At 67.6% G+C, this 18,962-nt stretch carries 14 protein-coding genes; 6 read left to right on the top strand and 8 right to left on the bottom strand.

All coding sequences use genetic code 11. The features are described 5' to 3' along the window. From treY to ACZYZ9_RS05355, 4 genes are all read left to right on the top strand, one after another. Complete coding sequence (gene treY / locus ACZYZ9_RS05370) at positions 1-2,301, top strand: malto-oligosyltrehalose synthase (protein WP_463825173.1); 2,301 nt, start codon at positions 1-3, stop codon at positions 2,299-2,301. Next, positions 2,294-4,018: a malto-oligosyltrehalose trehalohydrolase gene (gene treZ / locus ACZYZ9_RS05365; RefSeq protein WP_463825172.1), complete on the top strand. Its 1,725-nt coding sequence runs from the start codon at positions 2,294-2,296 to the stop codon at positions 4,016-4,018. Before treY ends, treZ begins: the two co-directional genes overlap by 8 nt. Further along, a complete protein-coding gene (locus ACZYZ9_RS05360) occupies positions 4,015-4,392 on the top strand; it encodes a nuclear transport factor 2 family protein (RefSeq protein ID WP_463825171.1) in 378 nt (125 codons plus the stop codon). The genes treZ and ACZYZ9_RS05360 overlap by 4 nt, the downstream gene beginning before the upstream one ends. A 357-nt stretch (positions 4,393-4,749) precedes the next feature. After that, positions 4,750-5,037, top strand: coding sequence for a DUF4190 domain-containing protein (locus ACZYZ9_RS05355; protein WP_463825170.1), 288 nt, complete (start codon positions 4,750-4,752; stop codon positions 5,035-5,037). Positions 5,038-5,041: 4 nt separating this feature from the next. Here the strand turns inward: ACZYZ9_RS05355 and ACZYZ9_RS05350 are convergent, their stop codons facing one another. Further along, complete coding sequence (locus tag ACZYZ9_RS05350; RefSeq protein WP_463825169.1) at positions 5,042-6,367, bottom strand: aminotransferase class I/II-fold pyridoxal phosphate-dependent enzyme; 1,326 nt, start codon at positions 6,365-6,367, stop codon at positions 5,042-5,044. Positions 6,368-6,407: 40 nt separating this feature from the next. Between ACZYZ9_RS05350 and ACZYZ9_RS05345 the strand changes: the two genes are divergently transcribed. Beyond that, complete coding sequence (locus tag ACZYZ9_RS05345) at positions 6,408-7,055, top strand: pyridoxamine 5'-phosphate oxidase family protein (protein ID WP_463825168.1); 648 nt, start codon at positions 6,408-6,410, stop codon at positions 7,053-7,055. Here the strand turns inward: ACZYZ9_RS05345 and ACZYZ9_RS05340 are convergent. Beyond that, complete coding sequence (locus ACZYZ9_RS05340) at positions 7,024-8,277, bottom strand: oxygenase MpaB family protein (RefSeq protein WP_463825167.1); 1,254 nt, start codon at positions 8,275-8,277, stop codon at positions 7,024-7,026. The two genes, ACZYZ9_RS05345 and ACZYZ9_RS05340, sit on opposite strands and share 32 nt — an antisense overlap. A gap of 76 nt (positions 8,278-8,353) precedes the next feature. Between ACZYZ9_RS05340 and ACZYZ9_RS05335 the strand changes: the two genes are divergently transcribed. Beyond that, positions 8,354-8,992: a TetR/AcrR family transcriptional regulator gene (locus ACZYZ9_RS05335; protein WP_463825166.1), complete on the top strand. Its 639-nt coding sequence runs from the start codon at positions 8,354-8,356 to the stop codon at positions 8,990-8,992. A 31-nt stretch (positions 8,993-9,023) separates the two neighbouring features. Here the strand turns inward: ACZYZ9_RS05335 and ilvA are convergent, their stop codons facing one another. The 6 genes from ilvA to ACZYZ9_RS05305 form a co-directional block, all read right to left on the bottom strand. Then, entirely contained in the window at positions 9,024-10,316 is a 1,293-nt protein-coding gene (ilvA, locus tag ACZYZ9_RS05330; protein ID WP_463825165.1) for a threonine ammonia-lyase IlvA, read from the bottom strand. Between the two features lie 33 nt (positions 10,317-10,349). After that, positions 10,350-10,787 (bottom strand): nitroreductase family deazaflavin-dependent oxidoreductase, encoded by a 438-nt coding sequence (locus tag ACZYZ9_RS05325; protein ID WP_463825164.1) that lies wholly within the window; start codon positions 10,785-10,787, stop codon positions 10,350-10,352. A 28-nt stretch (positions 10,788-10,815) separates the two neighbouring features. After that, positions 10,816-12,582: an NAD-binding protein gene (locus ACZYZ9_RS05320; protein WP_463825163.1), complete on the bottom strand. Its 1,767-nt coding sequence runs from the start codon at positions 12,580-12,582 to the stop codon at positions 10,816-10,818. A 306-nt stretch (positions 12,583-12,888) separates the two neighbouring features. Continuing rightward, entirely contained in the window at positions 12,889-14,754 is a 1,866-nt protein-coding gene (locus ACZYZ9_RS05315; protein WP_463825162.1) for a lysophospholipid acyltransferase, read from the bottom strand. Positions 14,755-14,890: 136 nt separating this feature from the next. Beyond that, on the bottom strand, positions 14,891-18,430 hold the full coding sequence (dnaE, locus tag ACZYZ9_RS05310; RefSeq protein WP_463825161.1) for a DNA polymerase III subunit alpha: 3,540 nt from the start codon (positions 18,428-18,430) through the stop codon (positions 14,891-14,893). A 68-nt stretch (positions 18,431-18,498) separates the two neighbouring features. Beyond that, positions 18,499-18,936, bottom strand: coding sequence for a type II toxin-antitoxin system Rv0910 family toxin (locus ACZYZ9_RS05305; protein WP_463825160.1), 438 nt, complete (start codon positions 18,934-18,936; stop codon positions 18,499-18,501). Between the last annotated feature and the right edge of the window lie 26 nt (positions 18,937-18,962).

Here is an 18,962-nt window from a genome sequence, read left to right as displayed (position 1 = left end):
ATGCCTTTTCCAATTTCGGCAACGTATCGGTTGCAGTTGCGCGGCGAATCCAGCGGTTTTGCGTTCACCCTGGCCGACGCCGAGGACCTGTTGGACTACCTCGACGAACTCGGGGTGTCACACCTGTACCTGTCCCCCATCCTGACCGCAGCCACCGGTTCCTCGCACGGCTATGACGTCACCGATCCCACGACGGTGTCCGCGGAGCTGGGCGGGCCGGAGGGCCTGGCCCGGCTGGCCGCGGCGGCGCGCTCACGCAACATGGGACTGATCGTCGACGTTGTGCCCAACCATGTCGGCATCGACGATCCGCAGCAGAACGACTGGTGGTGGGATGTGTTGCGGCACGGGAAAGATTCGCCGTACAGCTCCTACTTCGACATCGACTGGTCGCTGGACGATGCCGGCCGAATTGTGCTGCCGCTGTTGGGTTCCGACGACGACGTCGCCGACTTGAGTGTCGACGGCGATCTGCTGCGGCTGGGCGACCTGGCGCTGCCGATCGCCCCCGGCACCGGCGACGGCAACGGGCCGGACGTGCACGACCGGCAGCACTACCGCCTGGTGGGCTGGCGGCGCGGCGTCGTCGGCTACCGCCGCTTCTTCTCGATTACCTCGCTGGCCGGGTTGCGCCAGGAGGATCAGACGGTATTCGACGCCAGCCACGCCGAGGTGGCCCGCTGGTTCCGGGACGGACTCGTGGACGGGGTACGGATCGACCACCCCGACGGGTTGGCCGATCCGGCAGGATATTTGGCGTGGCTGCGCACGCTGGTAGGGCCCGAGGCGTGGATCGTGATCGAGAAGATCCTGGGGGTCGACGAGGCGCTGGAGCCGACCCTGCCGGTGGCCGGCACCACCGGATATGACGTGCTGCGGGAAGTGGGCGGTGTGTTCGTCGACCCCACCGGTGCCCCGGCGCTCACCGCGCTCGTCGAATCCGCCGGGATGTCCTACGCCGACATGCCCCAGATGTTGGCCGACCTCAAAATCCGGGCCGCCACCGACACGCTGGCCAGTGAACTGGCCCGGTTGCGGCGTAGCATCGTGGCGACCGCGGGGGCGGACGATCCGCTGCTGTCCGACGCGGTGGCGGCGCTGCTGACCCACATCGACGTCTACCGGTGCGACTACCGCGGGCTGGCCGCTCTGCTGCCCACCGCGCTGGCCGAAACCCAAGCCGGGCGACCGGAGTTCGGCCCGGCGCTGCAGGTGCTGGCCGCCGCACTCGCCGACGGCGGTGAGGCCGCCACCCGGCTGCAGCAGTTGTGTGGCGCGGTCACCGCCAAGGCGGTCGAAGACTGTCTGTTCTACCGCGATGCGCGGCTGGTGTCGCTGAACGAAGTCGGCGGCGAACCGCACCGATTCGGCGTCGGCGCCGCCGAATTCCACCAGAGCGCCGCGACCCGCGCTCGGCTGTGGCCACGCGCCATGACCACGCTCACCACCCACGACACCAAACGAGGCGAGGATGTCCGGGCCCGGATCGGCGTGCTGTCCCAGGTGCCCTCGCTGTGGACGGAGTTCGTCCGACGCTGGGAGGTCCAGGCCCCGTCGCCCGAGCCGGCGACTGGACAGTTCCTGTGGCAGAACATCTTCGGGGTGTGGCCGGTGACCGGCGAGGTGACCGACGAACTTCGCGACCGACTGCACGGCTACGCCGAAAAAGCGATCCGCGAAGCAGCGTGGCATACGACGTGGAACGATCCGGACACCGAATTCGAAGACGCCGTGCACCGGTGGGTGGACACCGTCCTGGACGGTCCGGTGGCCGGCGCGCTGACCGAACTGGTGGTCCAGCTCAATCCGCACGCCGCCAGCGACGCGCTGGGCCAGAAGCTGTTGGCGCTCACCGTGCCCGGCATACCCGACATCTACCAGGGCACCGAATTGTGGGACGACAGCCTGGTGGATCCGGACAATCGTCGCGAGGTCGATTACACGGCCCGCCGTGCTGCGTTGAAAGAGTTGCAACATCCCAAGATTCGGGTTGTCACCACCGCGCTCCGGATGCGGCGCACGCGGCCGGATTGCTTTGTGGACGGTGACTACGTACCGGTGCTGCCGGTCGGTCAGGCCGGCGACCACGTGGTGGCGTTTCGCCGTGGCCCCGACATTCTGGTTGCGGTGACCCGCTGGACGGTGCGGCTGGCCGACACCGGCTGGGGTGACACGGTCCTGCCGCTGCCCGACGGTTCCTGGACCGATCGGCTGACCGGCGCCATGGCCAGCGGTCCGACGTCGGCCGGTGAACTGTTCGCGGACCTGCCGCTCGTCCTGCTGGAGCGTGACCGTGGCTGAATTCCGGGTCTGGGCGCCCATTCCCGAGCAGGTGCGACTTGACGTCGACGGTGCCGTGCACGACATGGCCCGTTCCGACGACGGATGGTGGCACGCCGACGTAGCCGCGCCACCGGAAGCGCGCTACGGCTTCCTACTCGACGACGACCCCACCGTGCTGCCCGATCCGCGCTCACCACGCCAGCCCGACGGGGTACACGAACGCTCCCAGTTGTGGGATCCGGCGACGGCGGTCTGGACGGACAGCGACTGGGCCGGCAAACGGGTCGAGGGTGCGGTGATCTACGAGCTGCACATCGGCACTTTCACCGACGGTGGCACCTTCGACTCGGCGGTGGACAAGCTGGACTACCTGGTCGATCTCGGCGTGGACTTCGTCGAGGTGATGCCAGTGAATTCCTTTGCCGGAACCCATGGTTGGGGTTATGACGGCGTCCTGTGGTACAGCGTGCACGAACCCTACGGGGGGCCCGACGGGTTGGTCCGGCTGGTCGACGCCTGTCACGCGCGGGGCGTGGGGGTGCTGATCGACGCGGTGTTCAACCACCTCGGGCCGTCCGGTAATTACCTGCCGCGGTTCGGCCCGTACCTGTCGTCGGGCAGTAACCCCTGGGGTGAGGGCATCAACATCGCCGACGCCGACTCCGACGAGGTGCGCCGCTACATCATCGGCTGTGCGCTGCGTTGGATGCGCGACTTCCACGCCGACGGGTTGCGGCTGGATGCGGTGCATGCACTGGTGGACACCACCGCGCTGCATATCCTGGAGGAGCTCGCCACCGAAACTGATTGGCTGTCACAGCAATTGGGGCGTCCGCTGGCACTGATCGCCGAAAGCGACCTCAACGACCCGCGGTTGATCACTCCGCGCGATCAGGGTGGTTACGGGATCACCGCGCAGTGGGCCGACGACATCCACCACGCCATCCACACCTCGGTATCCGGGGAACGGCAGGGCTACTACGCGGACTTCGGTGCGGTGGCCACGCTGGCGCAGACCCTGCGCCACGGCTTCTTCCACGCCGGCACGTATTCGTCTTTCCGTCGCCGCCGGCACGGCCGCCCGCTCGACCCGGCCAAGGTGCCGGCAACCCGACTGTTGGCCTACACCTGCACCCACGATCAGGTGGGCAACCGTGCGCTGGGCGACCGTCCCTCGCAGAACCTGACCGCGGGGCAACTCGCCGTCAAGGCCGCTTTGGTGCTCGGGTCGCCGTACACGGCAATGCTTTTCATGGGTGAGGAGTGGGGAGCGTCGACTCCGTTCCAATTTTTCAGTTCGCACCCCGAACCCGAGCTCGCGCAGGCCACCCGCGACGGCCGCAAGGCGGAGTTCGCCGAACACGGCTGGGACGCCGACGACATCCCCGATCCGCAGGATCAGCAGACGTTCCTGCGCTCGAAGTTGGATTGGGCCGAAGTCACCTCCGAGCAGCACGCACGGCTGCTGGATTTCTATCGAGAGCTGATTGCGTTGCGGCACAACGAGGCCGATCTGTCCGACGCGCAGCTCGATCATCTCGTCACCGACTACGACGAAGAACAGCAGTGGATCGTGCTGCGCCGCAACCAGTTGGCCATCGCCTGCAACCTCAGTGCCGGGCCGGTGAGCGTGCCGGTGACGGGCGAACCAGTGTTGGCCTGGGACACGCCTGACGTCGGCACCGACGCGACCCGGCTACCCGGTCATTCGGTGGCAGTGCTGCGCTGTCCATGAACACCCGCACCGCGCGCGAGGTAGTCGAGCTGTACAACTTGGTCGTGTGGAATCAGCGTGACTTCGCGCTGGCCGAAGAGCTGATGGGCGCCACGGTGATTCGCCACGACGTGGGTGAGGCGACCACCCTCACTCACGAGCAGGCGGTCAACCGGATCGTCGAACACTGGGCGATGTTCGAGACCATTCGCTTTGACCTGAACCTGGTGATCGCCGGTGACGACGGCGAACACGTCGCGGTGGTGTACCAGTCCCCGATGACATTGAAGGATGGCACCGCGGTGGACATCGGGAGCATCGAAATCTTCCGGGTCGTCGACGGCCGGATCACCGAAGTATGGAACTGCGGCTACAAGCAGGGTATCTGGGCATGACTCTGCCCGCCCGCCGCAGCGGATTTCGCGGGCAACACATCTTTGCCCACCTCATCGCGACTTTCTCACCTACCAGCGACGTTTCGCGTCCGAAAGTGTGCCGGTCGCGGTTGTGCGGATGGTCCCGCAGTCAGGCCAGGACGGCGCATTGTCGCTGTGAGGTGGGATTGTCGCTCGGAGCTGGGCGAAGACGAGCCCATTCCCGGCGCGGTGACGGCTGGGGCGCGTGGGAACAGTGAGCCGACCACCGACCGCCGTCGACGGTCGCCCCCATCGGCCCCAATGCACCGCACGCGTTGCCCGCGACGGTGCGAAACCGCCAAGGATCTACCAAGCGCGGTGCCCGACGCTATTGGCATGACGACGATCGCCCCGCAACCGGCCACCGCCACGTTCGAGACCCGCTCAAGCAAGCGGTGCAAGACCAGCAACCTGGCCATCCTCAGCCTGGCCTTCGGCGTTCTGCAGTACTTCTTCCTGTTCATTCCGTGCTGGCTGGTGACGATCCCCTTCGGGGTGAACGCGCTGTATGAGACCGACGTAAGCGACCGCACCGGGCGCCGGTTCGCCATCGCCGGCATCACGCTGTCGGCGGCCCAATTCGCTGTTTACGCGTTCGTATTCGTGTGGTTGCTGCTCACTTGATCGGTCACACGCTGGGTCGCCCGGTGCCCTGGACCGCATCGGCGATGGCATCCGCCAGCGGCTCGATGTCGTCATGGCTCAGCTCGGCGATGGTGACGCGCATCCCCGGTGGCGCGTCGATCCGGAACCGGGTGCCCGCAGCCGCCGCCCAGCCTGCACTGAGTAGCCGGGTGATGGCCGCCGTCTCGTCCGGAACCGGCACCCAGACATTGAGCCCCGATCGCCCCTGCGCGGCTACGCCGCGCTCGGCCAGGGCGTCGCACAAGGCGTTGCGGTTGTTGGCGTACCGGTCCCCGGCGGCGATCACCAGGTCCGTCACCTCCTCGTCCAGCCACATGCGCACGGCCAGGTCCTGCAGCAGATGACTGACCCAGCCCGGCCCCAGCCGAAGCCGCCCATGCACCCGTTCGACGGTGCGGCGGTCCCCCGCCATGACCGCCAGGCGCAGGTCCGGCCCGTACGCCTTCGACGTCGACCGCACGAACGCCCAGCGGCGCGTCGCACCGGCCAGCGGGTGCAACCGGGCACCGGAGATGCCGGCGCAATGGTCGTCCTCGATCACCAGCACGTCGCTGGTCTTGCCCGCCAGCAACCGGCGCAGTGCGGCGGCACGCTCCTTGGACAGCGCCGCCCCGGTCGGGTTCTGCGCACGGGGGGTGACGATGACCGCCTGCACCCCGCGGCGCAGCGCGCGCGCCATGCTCAGCACCAGTGGCCCGTCGTCGTCGACCTGCACCGGCTCGGCCGAAAGACCAAGGGCTGCAATCAGATCGAGCAAGTTGGCCCACCCCGGATCCTCGACGGCAACCCGGTCGCCCGGGCGCAGATGAGCGGTCAGCGCCCGCTCGATGCCGTCCAGCGCACCGCTGGTGACCGCGAGGTGCTCGGCGCTGACACCATCGGCGGACAGGTCGGCGCGGGCGTGATCGAGCAACGCGCTCGACATGGCCGGCTTCCCGTACAACACCGGTGCACCCGGCGGCGGGGCCAGCTGGGCCGCGGCGATCGGCAGCAGCTTGGGACTGGGGTTGCCGCTGGACAGGTCGCGCGCGCCGTCGGGAACCTCGATGCCGAGCAACGAACGGGAGGTGGTCGCGGGACGGTGCCGCACCCGGGTGCCGCGCCGCCCCGCGGTCTCGATCGCGCCGCGATCGCGCAGCAGCCGGTAGGCGGCGGCCACGGTGTTGGGGTTCACGCCCAACTGGGTCGCGACTTCCCGGATCGACGGCAAGGTGTCGCCGGGGGCCAGGGCGCCTTGCGAGATGCCCTCTTCGACGCTTGCGGCAATCGAGTCGGCGCCGGTTCCGGATATGTTGTATCGTACTGGCACGTTAACCATTATGTACTAGTACAACATCAAAGGCAAGCCAATGGCCACCGCATATCAACCTGCTCCGCACACAACCCCCAGCCGGTACCGGGATCGGGCCCGCTATGACCACGAGACCGTGCACCGCATCCTGGACGAGTCGCTGATCTGCCACCTGGGCTACGTCACCGACGGCCGTCCGGTGGTGCTGCCGACCACCCACGCGCGGGTCGGACAGACCCTCTACCTGCACGGGTCATCCGGTGCCGGTCCCATGCTGGCCGCCCGCACGGCCGGGATCGGCGTCTGCGTCACCGCCACCGTGGTCGACGGGCTGGTGCTGGCCCGGTCGGCGATGCACCACTCGCTGAACTACCGCTCGGTGGTGGCGATGGGCACCGCACGCCTGGTGCATGACCCGGCAGAGAAAGCACGCGCCCTGACCGCACTGCTGGACCACATCCGACGCGGCAGGGCCGCGGATTGCCGGCCCCCGAACGCGCGTGAACTCGCCGCCACCGCGGTGCTGGCCCTCGACCTGGTCGAGGTGTCGGCCAAAGTGCGCGCCGGCGGAGTGGCCGACGAGCCGGAAGATCTGGTCCTGCCGCACTGGGCCGGGGTGATACCACTGTGCCTGGCCACCGGAACACCGGTACCGGCCGCCGAACTCGATCCGGCTACCCCACTGCCGCCGTATCTGCGGCCCTGACCCCGGCCGTCAGGTGCGCGGCGGCTCCGCCGATGGTGACCCCGCCGTCACCGATGATGGTGCGCAACAACGCTTCCTGCTCGCGCTGGCCGCGGGCGGCCGCACGGTCGAGGCCGTCCGGCCGGGTCAGGGCGACGACACTGCGGACCAGATTGACCGGCAGCCGCAACAGCGGGAACCACGGCGGCATGTACACCGGCAAACCCAGCGCGCGCATGGCGCGCGGCCCCAGGAACCCGCTCGTCAGCGACAGGTGTTGGGCCCAGGCCAAGCGGCGGCGCAGGCCCGGCAACGTGCGATAGTGCCAGGCCAGCGGGTCATCGACCATCGGGACCGCGAGCTGTTTGGTGGACTCGTCGGGATCGGAGAGCGCCGTCAGGGTGTGGAAGAGCACCCGGATCCCATCGCGAAAATTCCTTGGCAGCCAGTCGTCGTCGACCCCGATCAGCCAGCCGGCGTAGCGGGTCAGATGCGCGATCGCGTCGAGGTCACCCGGCGTCTGCAGAATGCCCATGCCGAGGGCACCGGCAGTCGGGGCGATCAGGGCGCCCACCAGCGTGGCGGCCATATCGGTCTGGTTGACCGGCAATCCCCAGTCCGCTGCGCGCCAGTCCGGCATCGCCGCCACGTGTCGACGAACCAGGGCGTGGATCAACCGGACCCGAAGCGTCGAGCAGTAGCCGACACCGTGCGGGACCATTTCTGCGTCGGCGATGACATCGATGGCCCACCGCATCGTCTCGGCGAAGCGCCGGTTCGAGCCTTTCTCCAGCGCGCCGGTGCGCACCAGAGTCTTATTGAATCCCGAGAACTGGTACCCGCCGAGCAGCGAGACGTCGCGCGCGATGTACATGCCGTCGGCGCCGCCTCGGCGCAGCGCGCGCTGCCCACGGCGCATCACTTCCCAGTCGACCCAGTCCGGTGTCGCCTCTACCTGAAAAAAGAAGTCGCGCAACGGTTCCGGTGCTTGCGGCACATTCGCGATGCCCTCGGTGAGGGCACGTTCGAACAGCGAGCGCCCGTGCGTCAGATCCGTCGACGCCATCCAGTCGACCAAGCGGTCCATCGGCGGGTCACCGACGGTCAGCCGTTCACCGAGATGGCGCCATTGCTGCGGCGACGGCCCCCGCACTCCCAGCGCCATCGCCAACAACCGAACGGCCGCGGGGACACTTCGGGGCCGGTCGGGGTGGCGGGTGGGAATGGGCGTCTGGGCAGTCATTTCGCCCCTCCTGAGGGAAACCGAGTTTTGGATAACGGCTGTGATCCGAATGTAGAGCGCGGGTAAGGTGCTGTCAATGAAGCGCGCGGGGGTGGTTCGCGACTACGGCGGGATCAGCGCCGACGACCGTCGCGCCGAACGCCGTCGCAAACTGCTGGCAGCAGGCCGGCAGATCTGGGGTGAATCGGGAGTCGCGGAGGTGACCGTGCGCGGCGTGTGTACCGCGGCCGGCCTCATCCCCCGCTACTTCTACGAGCAGTTCAGCAACCGGGAGGCACTGCTGTTCGCCGTGTCCGACGACGTGCGCGATCAGCTCCTCGATGCGCTGCTCCTGGCCGGCGTGGCCAATCCCGGCACCTTGACGGACAAACTGCGGTCCGCGCTGCAGGCCTTCCTCGACATCATTGCCGCCGACCCGCACATCCACCGCATCGCCACCGGCGACGTGAGCACCGTCGCCGGGCTGGCCGAACACCGCACCAGCATCCTGGAGATGATCACCGATTCGGTCATCGAGCAGGCTCCGCGGGTGCTCGCCACGCAGCCGCCCCCGCCTGACCAATTGCGCCGCGGCGCCCAGTTCATGGTCGGCGGCGTCAATCAGATCATCGATGCCTGGCTGCGCGAGCCGGTCGAGAGCACCGACGGTTTGGCGACGATCTGCGCCGATCTGTGCGTCGCCGTGGTCCGCGGCGTCGTCACACCCGCGGACTGATCGTCACGCCCGCGGACTCGCCGGAACGGCCTCAGTGCACCAGGTAGCGGAAAGCCGGTGAACCGGGCAGCAGCGTTTCCACGTGCATCTCGGTGTCGCGGATGCGCGCCAGCAGACCATCCAGATCCGCGGCCGATCCCAGCTGGATGCCGACCAACGCCTCACCCGTCTCGCGGTTGTTGCGTTTGACGTACTCGAACAGGGTGATGTCGTCACCTGGGCCGAGCACCTGGTCGAGGAACCGCCGCAGCGCCCCGGGTTCCTGCGGGAAGTCGACCAGGAAGTAGTGCTTGAGACCGAGATGGACCAGCGAACGCTCCAGCACCTCACCGTATCGGGAGACGTCGTTGTTGCCGCCGGAGATCAGGCACACCACCGTCGAGCCGGCCGGGACGTCGGCCTCCAGCAGGCCGGCCACCGACAAGGCGCCGGCGGGCTCGGCGATGATGCCTTCGTTCTGATACAGGTCGAGCATCGCGGTGCACACTGCGCCTTCGTCGACGGTGGTGATCGACACCATGTCGCCGGCCGCCGCCAGAGCCGCATACGGCAGGGCGCCCGCGCGCGCCACCGCAGCGCCGTCAACGAACTGATCGACGGCATCCAGCGTGACCGGCGCACCCGCGGCCAGCGCGGCCATCATCGCAGCGGCACCGGCCGGCTCGATCCCCAGCACCGACGTGGTGGTGGTGCGTTCGGCGAGGTAGGTGGTGATGCCGGCGATGCAGCCGCCGCCGCCCACCGGAACCACCACCAGGTCGGGTTCAACTCCCAGCGCGTCCAGGATCTCGACGGCGATGGTGCCCTGGCCGGCCATGGTGCGCAGATCGTCGTACGGCGGCACCAGCGTGGCGCCGGTGCGGGCCACGTCCAGGCGGGCGGCCTCGGCGGCCAGGTCGTAGGTGGACCCGCCGACGATCAGCTCGATGAACTCGCCGCCGTGATAGAGGATCCGGTCGCGCTTCTGCTTGGGCGTCTTGGCGGGTACGTAGACGCGGCCGTGCACCCCCAGTGACCGGCAGGCGAAGGCAAAGCCCTGGGCGTGATTCCCGGCCGACGAGCACACCACGCCGGCGGCCAGCTCCTCCTCGGACAGCTGCACCAGCAGGTTGTAGGCCCCACGCAGCTTGTACGAGCGGACCACCTGCAGGTCTTCGCGTTTGAGAAAGACCGTGGCGCCGGTGATCTGGGACAGCCGGTCGCTGAGCTGCAACGGAGTGGGTGTGACCACCGGCGCGATCCGCTTGGCCGCGCCGTCGATGTCGGCCGCACACAGCGGCAGACCGGTGGGGTCAGACAGGCTCCTGCTCAGTTCGGCGGACACCGGTCAATGGTGCCATGCCACGGCAACGCCAGCTCAGTTCACCGGGGTGAGCACAAACACCGGAATCTGGCGGTCGGTCTTGGTCTGGTAGTCCGCGTAGTCCGGGTACGCCGCGACGGCACGCTCCCACCAGACGGCCTTCTCGTCGTCGAAAACCTCGCGGGCGTCGTAGTCGCGCGTGACGGTGCCGTCCTGCAACTCGACCCGGGGGTTCTTCTTGACGTTGTAGTACCAAACCGGGTTCTTCGGGGCGCCGCCGAGCGAGGCGACGATCGCGTACTCGCCGTCGTGCTCGACGCGCATCAGCGGAGTCTTGCGCAGCTTGCCGGTCTTGGCGCCGACCGTGGTCAGCAGGACGACTTTCATGCCCTTGAGTTCGGTGCCTTCGGTTCCGCCGGATTCGGCGATCTTGTCGGCCTGCTCGCGGGACCAATCCCAGGGGCTGGGTTCGTATTCACCTTCTAACGGCATGCACCTACTCTAGGCCCGCGCCCGACCGTCATCGCAGACTGCGCACCCCGGCCATCTCGGCACGGGTCGCCGGTCGCGCCGCGGCAGCGACTCGATCGGGTTGCGCCTTGCGCAGGGTGGCCAGCAGTTCCCGGTAGGGCCCCACCAGGTACACGGTGTCGCCGGCGATGAGCCGGGCGTCGCGGCGCGGCAACAGTTGCGCCGCTGCGTCGTCCCGGGTGATCGCAATGACGCGGATCTGGTTCGACATCTCGAACATCTGCTGACCGTCGAGTTCGCTGCCCGGCTGCACGTGCATTGCGCCGACCAGAAACGACCGGTTGCCGACCGAGAACGTGCCCAGCACCTGCAGGCCGATCGCTGCGCCGACGAACCACGGCACCGCCACTTCGACGGTGGATCTGACGTTTTCGAAACCGAAACGCTGCGCCACCGCAGACCCGAGCTCGTGGTCGTAGACGCGGAGCACCAAAGGTACTCCGCCCCAGCGGTTTCGCCCGCCCTCCCCCTGCGAGCCGAACAACCCGCGCAGCACAATCCCGGTCTCGATGTTGATCATGTCACTGCGGGTCAACACCGCCACCGCACGGGCGCGATCAGCACGCGCCGCAGCCAGGACCTTCGGCATGGTGGCGTCGCCGAAGATGACGGGCACGTCGAGTTCGTTCATCGCCGACAGATACGGGTTACCGGGGTCGCGTTCGATCACCGCGACGTCGTGACCGGCCGCGGTGAGGTCGCTGACCACCCGCATCCCGAGCCCGCTCAACCCGACGACGATGACGTGGCTGCGCAGATGCCGGGCCCGCGGCCGCCCGGACGCCATCACGAAGCGGCGCGACAGCAGCACATCGGCGACGAACGCGACCAGCAACGCGGTGGTCGTCACGCCGCCCAACATCAACATGGCGGCGAAGATCCGCAACCAGGTGGGCTGCTGCGCGAAGCTGAAGTCCCCGTAGCCCGTGGTGGTGATGGTCTCGTTGGTGAAGTAGAAGGCGTCGACCCACGACATTCCGGGATGGGTGTAGGAGAAGTGCAACAGCGTCGTCGACCCGGCGATCAAGCAGACCAGCGCCGCGATCACCGGGTAGAACGCCGGGTTGACGTCGCTGGGCAGAGCGCGCAGCGACGCCAGCGACCGCCGTAGGCGCGACGGGCGGGTACGTGTCGTCTCGGTCCGAGGCACCCGGATGCCATAGGCGGCCGCATCGTCCCGGGTGCCGATCATCGACATCCAGTCGCCGGCACGCACCGTCAAATCGCGGCCCGGGCAGGCCACGACATCGCCCGGGGTGCAACTGTTCTCGCCGCGGACGACGGCGACGGGCGCCAACTGCCCGAAGATGTCGCGGATGGTCGCGTCGCGGGTCGCGTCGGCGCCGAACACAACGAAGTCGATACCGGCCACCTGCAGGGCATGTGTGGTGCGCGCCAGGCACGCTTCCACGACCGCGGGTGCGGTGAGGGTCGCGACGTCGAAGATCGCGCTCGGCCCCTCGTCGGCGGCCACCGCTTCGCGCAGCACGTCGTTGGTCAGCCGGGCCACCACGCGTACGTCGGGATTGGCCCGGCGGGCCAGCAGCGCGATTTCCAGATTGATCGCGTCGTCGTCACCTGCACAGACCACGGCGGTGGCCGTCGCAATTCCGGCCCTGGCCAGTTCACCGTTGACCTGCTTACCGGCCAGATCTGCAGCGCTGAGCCGCACGACGCTGGCACCCGCGCGCACCAGTTCGTCGATGACCGTCGTAGCCAGCGCGTCGTCGCCGCTGACGATCACGAGCTCGTGCATGGGAACCTCCTCGACGCGTCGGCCTGGCTCATCGTCGCGCGAGATGTACCGAGATCCGAGTGGCTCCGCTTCGATTACGCTGCAGGCGTTAGCTTTTGCCGTTCATGTGCTACTGGCGGCTTTCACCACTGCTGTTGCCGCGAGACTACCAGCGGGATTCCCCGCGGACAGTTCCGACGCTCGTCGGGTTTGCCTGCTCAATTACGTTGCACCGCAGCACCATTCGATAGATCGACGCACGACTCACCGCCAACTGGGGATCGCCTGCGGGTTCCCTGCCACCTTGCTGACGAGAGCGCAGGACGATCAGCGCGTCCGGGCCAGTTCGGCGATCACGTTGACCCGCCGGGTCGCAGTGGCGATCTCGTCGGCGAACTCCCGGCGTCGCTTGGCCAGGTCGGCCTGGTCGGGACCGTCCACCAGCTCCCGATGCCGCGCCAGCCGCAGTGCGGTCTTGAACAGCTCCATCGACCGGGACTCGGCGTTGGCGATGCGGCGCTGCAGTTCCCACTGCTTGCCCACCTCCAGGCATTCGGTCAAAAACGCATCCTCGTCCAGTGCTTCGTCTTCGAGGGCGGCCAACCGGTCGGCGACGATGTGATAGGCGTCCAGGAACGGGCGCAGCACCAGGTGCGCCAACAGCAGATCCGCCGACTCCAGCAAGTGCCGTACCTCGGCGGCGCTGACCGCTTTGGTGGTGTCTTCGACCGGGCCGATCAGGCGCACTTCGGCGGCGAGTTCCATCTCGAACTGCGCGCGCGCCGAGAACAGGAACTCGAACTTCAGCAGCTCGCGCAGTTGCAGCGCCTCGTCGCGGACAGATGCCGGCGAAACCGTGCCCTCGGTCGGGCATTCCGAGGCCGCCAGCAACGCCAGCTCGGCGATGGCCCGGTCGACCAGGATGTGGATGGCGGTGTTGCGGTAGAACGCCGCGACCAGGTGCTGGTCGGCGCCGATCCCCCACACCGCCTCGGTGCCGGCGTCGTACACGCTGACCACGCCGGAAGCCACCATCTGGTGCAGGGTCCAGCGGATCGTCGACTTGTTGGTCAGGTCCGCCGCCCCGGCCACCGCCCATTCACGGGCGGCGATGTAGCTCGCCAACGGCCGCACCGTGGCGAGTACCTCGCTGATCGACAGCGAACGGTCCGCGCCCAGCAGCGCCAGGCTCACCACCGCAGTCGGTGTGACCGGGGTGGCGCGGTTGATCCGGTGTTCGACGTCCAGCGCGATGCGTTCCACGACGGTGCCCGTGCCCGACGGGTCCGCCCGCAGCTCCTCGAGGCGCTTGCGCAACGGCAACGGTTCGCCGAAGTCGAGATAGGCCCGGCCCAGTCGTTCGCCCTGCTGGCGGGACAGCCGGACCAGGAACCGGAAGTCCTCGGGACGTTTCGCCGCGCCGTAGGCCTCGGTGGTCATCGCTTCGACCTCGTGCAGCTGGTCGTACACGATCGACGTCGGCACCAAATACACTTCGGGTCCGTCGATTTCGTCGACGGCGTCGGTGAGGTAGCGCAGGATGCCGAACACCGGCGGGCGCAACTTGCCGGTGCGGGTGCGTCCACCTTCGATCGACCAGGTGAGGTTGGTGTGGTTCTGCACCAGCTGCGCGGTGTAGGCCCGCAGGACGAACCGGTAGACCGGAATGTCCTTGGTCTGCCGGCGGATGAAGATGGTGCCGGTGCGCTTGGCGAAGCCGCCCATCGGGAAGAAGTTGAGGTTGGCGCCGCCGAAGGTGAAGGCCGACGACAACCGGTTGGCCGCGATCTCCTCCGGCAGCAGCATGCCGTCCAGGTAGGAGCGGTGCGAGAACGCGAACGCCAACGTGGCCTTGCGGTCCAGAGCGCGCAGCTGCGCGATCTGGTCCTCGTCGACCAGCACGTCGTAGGCCCGCATCAGCCAGCGGCTGAATCCCCGCCAGGCCTGCACCGCGCGCTCGTCCAGGGACGCCGCCACTTCGCGCAGGTAACCCGCGGCCTCCACCCGCACGCTCTCCGGGTCGCGGCCCAGCTCGCCGGCCAACGCGTCGAGCCGCTCGCCGAACCACTGCGCATCCAACAGCTGGGTAACCGCGTCCGGGTCGGTCGCCAGCGGCGTCGTGGCTTCGTCGACAAGCCCGGTGCGCTGCAACAGCTTTCGCACCCCGCTGCGACCGACTTCGCGTGCAGTCACTCTTACTCCCTCGCTGTCAGGCCGGTTGCGGCGCGGTCATAACGGTGAGCGTACGTCCGTGGCCCGCCGAATAGGGGCTCAATCATCCCGCCGAGTGCGTACCCCGCGACGCGTCAAGGCGTGTCCCGGGGTCGGTCTAACCACCCAGGCAACCGGGGCCGAGCAACTCCTTGAGGTCCCCCATCAACGCCGGCGACGGCGTCACCCGCAGCGACTGGTCCAGTTCCAGCGTGGTGATCCGCTCGCCACTGATCAACCGCAGATGCACTTGCGAGGTGCCGGGGTGGCGGGTCAGCACCTGCTTGAGCGCGCTGACCTTGTCCACCGTGCACTGCCGGGTCGGCAGGCTCACCGCCAGCGGCCGGTTGGGTTGGGCGTTCGAGAAGTCGGGCACCACCAGCTCGTTGGCGATCAGGCTGATCCGGTCGTCACGCACCGCGACCTTGCCGCTGACCAGCACCACCACGTCGTCGGCGATCTCGGCGCCGAAGTTAGAGTACGTGTGCGGGAAGAACATCACCTCGATACCGCCGGTCAGGTCCTCCAATTGTGCTGATGCCCAGGGCATTCCGTTCTTGTTCACCCGTCGGTTCACCGACGCCAGGATGCCGCCGACCCGCACCTGCGCGTCGTTGGGGACGTCGCCGTCCAGGATCGCCGGGATCGCGGTGTCGACCTGGGTGGCCAGCAGGTGCGCCACCCCGTTGAGCGGGTGGCCGGACACGTAGAGCCCCAGCATTTCGCGCTCCAGCGCGAGCTTGTGTTTGTCTTCCCATTCGTCGTCGGGCACTTTGATGGCGAAGACGGCGTCGCCGGCACCGTCGCCGTCGGCGCCGCCGAACAGGTCGAACTGGCCCATCGCCTCGGCCTTCTTGGTGCCCAGCACACTGTCGACGGCGTCGGTGTGCACCAGGAAAAGGCCCTTGCGGGCATGCCCGAGCGAATCGAACGCGCCGGCCTTGATCAGCGACTCGGTGACCTTCTTGTTGCAGGCCGAGATGTCGATCTTGTTCAGGTAGTCCGAGAAGTCGGTGTATTTCCCCTTCTCGTTGCGGGTCTTGATCAGTGAGCCGACGACGTTGGCGCCGACATTGCGCACCGCGCCCATCCCGAAGCGGATGTCCTTGCCGACCGAGGCGAAGTTCACCAGCGACTCGTTGACGTCGGGCGGCAGCACGGTGATGCCCAACCGGCGGCAGTCGGCGAGGTAGACCGCGGCCTTGTCCTTGTCGTCGCCGACGGAGGTGAGCAGACCCGCCATGTATTCGGCGGGATAGTTGGCCTTGAGATAAGCGGTCCAGTAGGAGACCAATCCGTAGCCGGCGGCGTGCGACTTGTTGAAGGCATACCCGGCGAACGGAAGGATGGTGTCCCACAACGCTTTCACCGCTTTTTCGGAGAAACCGTTGGCGGTCATGCCTTCGTAGAAACCCTTGTACTCGGCCTCGAGCACCTCGAGTTTCTTCTTGCCCATCGCTTTGCGCAGCGCGTCGGCCTTGCCCATCGTGTAGGAGGCGACCTTCTGGGCGATGAACATGATCTGCTCTTGGTAGACGATCAAACCGTAAGTCTCGGAGAGGATTTCGCGTAACGGTTCCTCGAGCTCGGGATGGATCGGTTTGATCGCCTGCCGATTGTTCTTGCGGTCGGCGTAGTCGTTGTGCGCGTTCATGCCCATCGGTCCGGGGCGGTACAGCGCCAGTACCGCGACGATGTCGTTGAACTCGGTGGGCTGCATGCGGCGCAGCAGGTCGCGCATCGGGCCGCCGTCGAGCTGGAACACGCCGAGCGTGTCGCCGCGGCCCAGCAGTTCGTAGGTCAGCTTGTCGTCCAGCGGCAGCGTTTCCAGGTCGAGGTCGATGCCCCGGTTGGCCTTGATGTTCTCGATCGCGTCGCCGATGATCGTCAGGTTGCGCAGGCCCAGGAAGTCCATCTTCAGCAGGCCGATGGCCTCGCACGACGGGTAATCCCAGCCGGTGATGATGGCGCCGTCCTGCGGTCGCTTCCACAGCGGAATCGCCTCGGTCAGCGGCTCGCTGCTCATGATCACCGCGCACGCGTGCACCCCGGCGTTGCGGATCAGCCCCTCCAGGCCGCGCGCCGTCTGGTAGATGGTGCGCACGTCGGGGTCGGTCTCGATCAGGCTGCGGACCTCAGCGGCCTCCTTGTACCGCTCGTGGGCCGGGTCGGTGATGCCCGACAGCGGGATGTCCTTGGCCATGATGGGCGGCGGCAGTGCCTTGGTGATCCGGTCGGCGATCGCGAATCCGGGCTGCCCGTAGTGGATTCGCGCCGAATCCTTGAGCGCCGCTTTGGTTTTGATGGTGCCGAAGGTGATGACCTGGGCGACCCGGTCCTGACCCCACTTGTCGGCGGCGTAGCGCACCATCTCACCGCGCCGCCGGTCGTCGAAGTCGATGTCGATGTCCGGCGCCGACGGGCGCTCGGGGTTGAGGAACCGCTCGAACAGCAGACCGTGCGGGATGGGGTCGATGTTGGTGATGCCCATCGCGTAGGCGACCAGCGAACCCGCCGCCGAACCACGGCCCGGCCCGACCCGGATGTCGACCGACCGCGCGTAGTTGATCAGGTCCGCGACGATCAGGAAGTAAGCCGGAAAGCCCTTGTCGCAGATGACTTTGATCTCGTAGTCGGCCCGGTCGAGGTAGTCCTGGCCCACGCCGGCCGGGAAACGCCGCTGCAGGCCGGCCATCACCTCGTGGCGCAGCCACGACGCCTGGTCGTGCCCCTCGGGCACCGGGAAGACCGGCATCCGGTCCCGCGGCGTCCACACGTCGGCGTAGGACTGGACCCGTTCGGCGATCAGCAGGGTGGAGTCGCAGGCCCCGGGCACCTCGTCGTCCCAGAGTCGGCGCATGTCGGCGGCGGACTTGAGGTAGTAGCCGTCGCCGTCGAACTTGAACCGGTTGGGGTCCGAGAGCGTCTTGCCGGTTTGCACGCACAGCAGCGCCTCGTGGTTGTGCGCGGCGTCACGGGTGACGTAGTGGCAGTCGTTGGTGGCCAGGGGCGGGATACCGAGCTGACGGCCGATGTCGAGCAGACCTTGCCGGACCCGCTGTTCGATCGAGATTCCGTGGTCCATCAGCTCGAGGAAGAAGTTGTCCGCGCCGAAGATCTCGCGCCACTTGGCGGCGGACTCCAGCGCTTCGCGGTCATGGCCCAGCCGCAACCGGGTCTGCACCTCGCCGGACGGGCAACCGGTGGTGGCGATGATGCCCTCGGCATGCTCGGCGATGAGTTCGGCGTCCATGCGCGACCATTTGCCTAGCTGGCCTTCAAACGACGCCAGGGACGACAGCTTGAACAGGTTGCGCAGGCCGGTCGCGTTCTCGGCCATCATCGTCATGTGGGTGTAGGACCCGCTGCCGGATACGTCGTCGCCCTTCTGCCCGGGATCGCCCCAGGTGATGCGACGGGTGTCAAAGCGCGAGCCGGGCGCGATGTAGGCCTCGACCCCGATGATCGGCTTGATCCCGGCCTTGCACGCCGAATTGTAGAACTCGCTGGCGCCGAACATGTTTCCGTGGTCGGTCATGCCGATCGCGGGCATGCCCAGCCGGGCGGCCTCAGCGAACATCGGGGAGATCTTCGCGGCACCGTCGAGCATCGAATACTCGGTGTGGTTGTGCAGGTGCACGAACGACGACTCACTCATAGGGAGGCAAGTCTATGACCGCGCACCGACACGGTCCCGGCGTGTCGCAGCACGTGTCTTGGCCTGTTTCAGCCGTACAACTCGACGAAGTTGTCGAGCGACTTTTGCACGTCACCCTTGGCCGCGCGGGCCGCGACTTTGCCGATCGGACCGAACAGCGCGGGGCCGCCCAGGTCAACGGACAGGCCAAGGGTGGCGCCGTCCTTGGATTGCGTCACCGTCAGCGTGACCTTGTACTTTGCTCCGCCCTTGCCGTCCCCGGCCATCGCGACCTTGTGCGGCGGATCCCACTTGGTGATCGTCCAGGTCACCCGGTTGCGCAGGCCTTTGGAGCGCGCGACGCCCACCACCTGCGTGCCTTCGGTGATGTCGTCGACGTCGGGCAACTCGCTGCGCCAGCCCTCGTGCAAGACCAGCCAGTCGCCCAGGGTCGACAGGTCCGAGACGTGCTCCCACATTTCCTGCGGGGTCATCGGTACGTCCAGGGTCAGGTCAACGGATGCCATAGCGGTGAGCGTAACGCCAGCGCAAC

Source organism: Mycobacterium sp. IDUB_28 (assembly GCF_055419285.1).
Note: the sequence above shows the minus strand (reverse complement) of the source record. Positions and strands in the feature narration are given on the sequence as shown.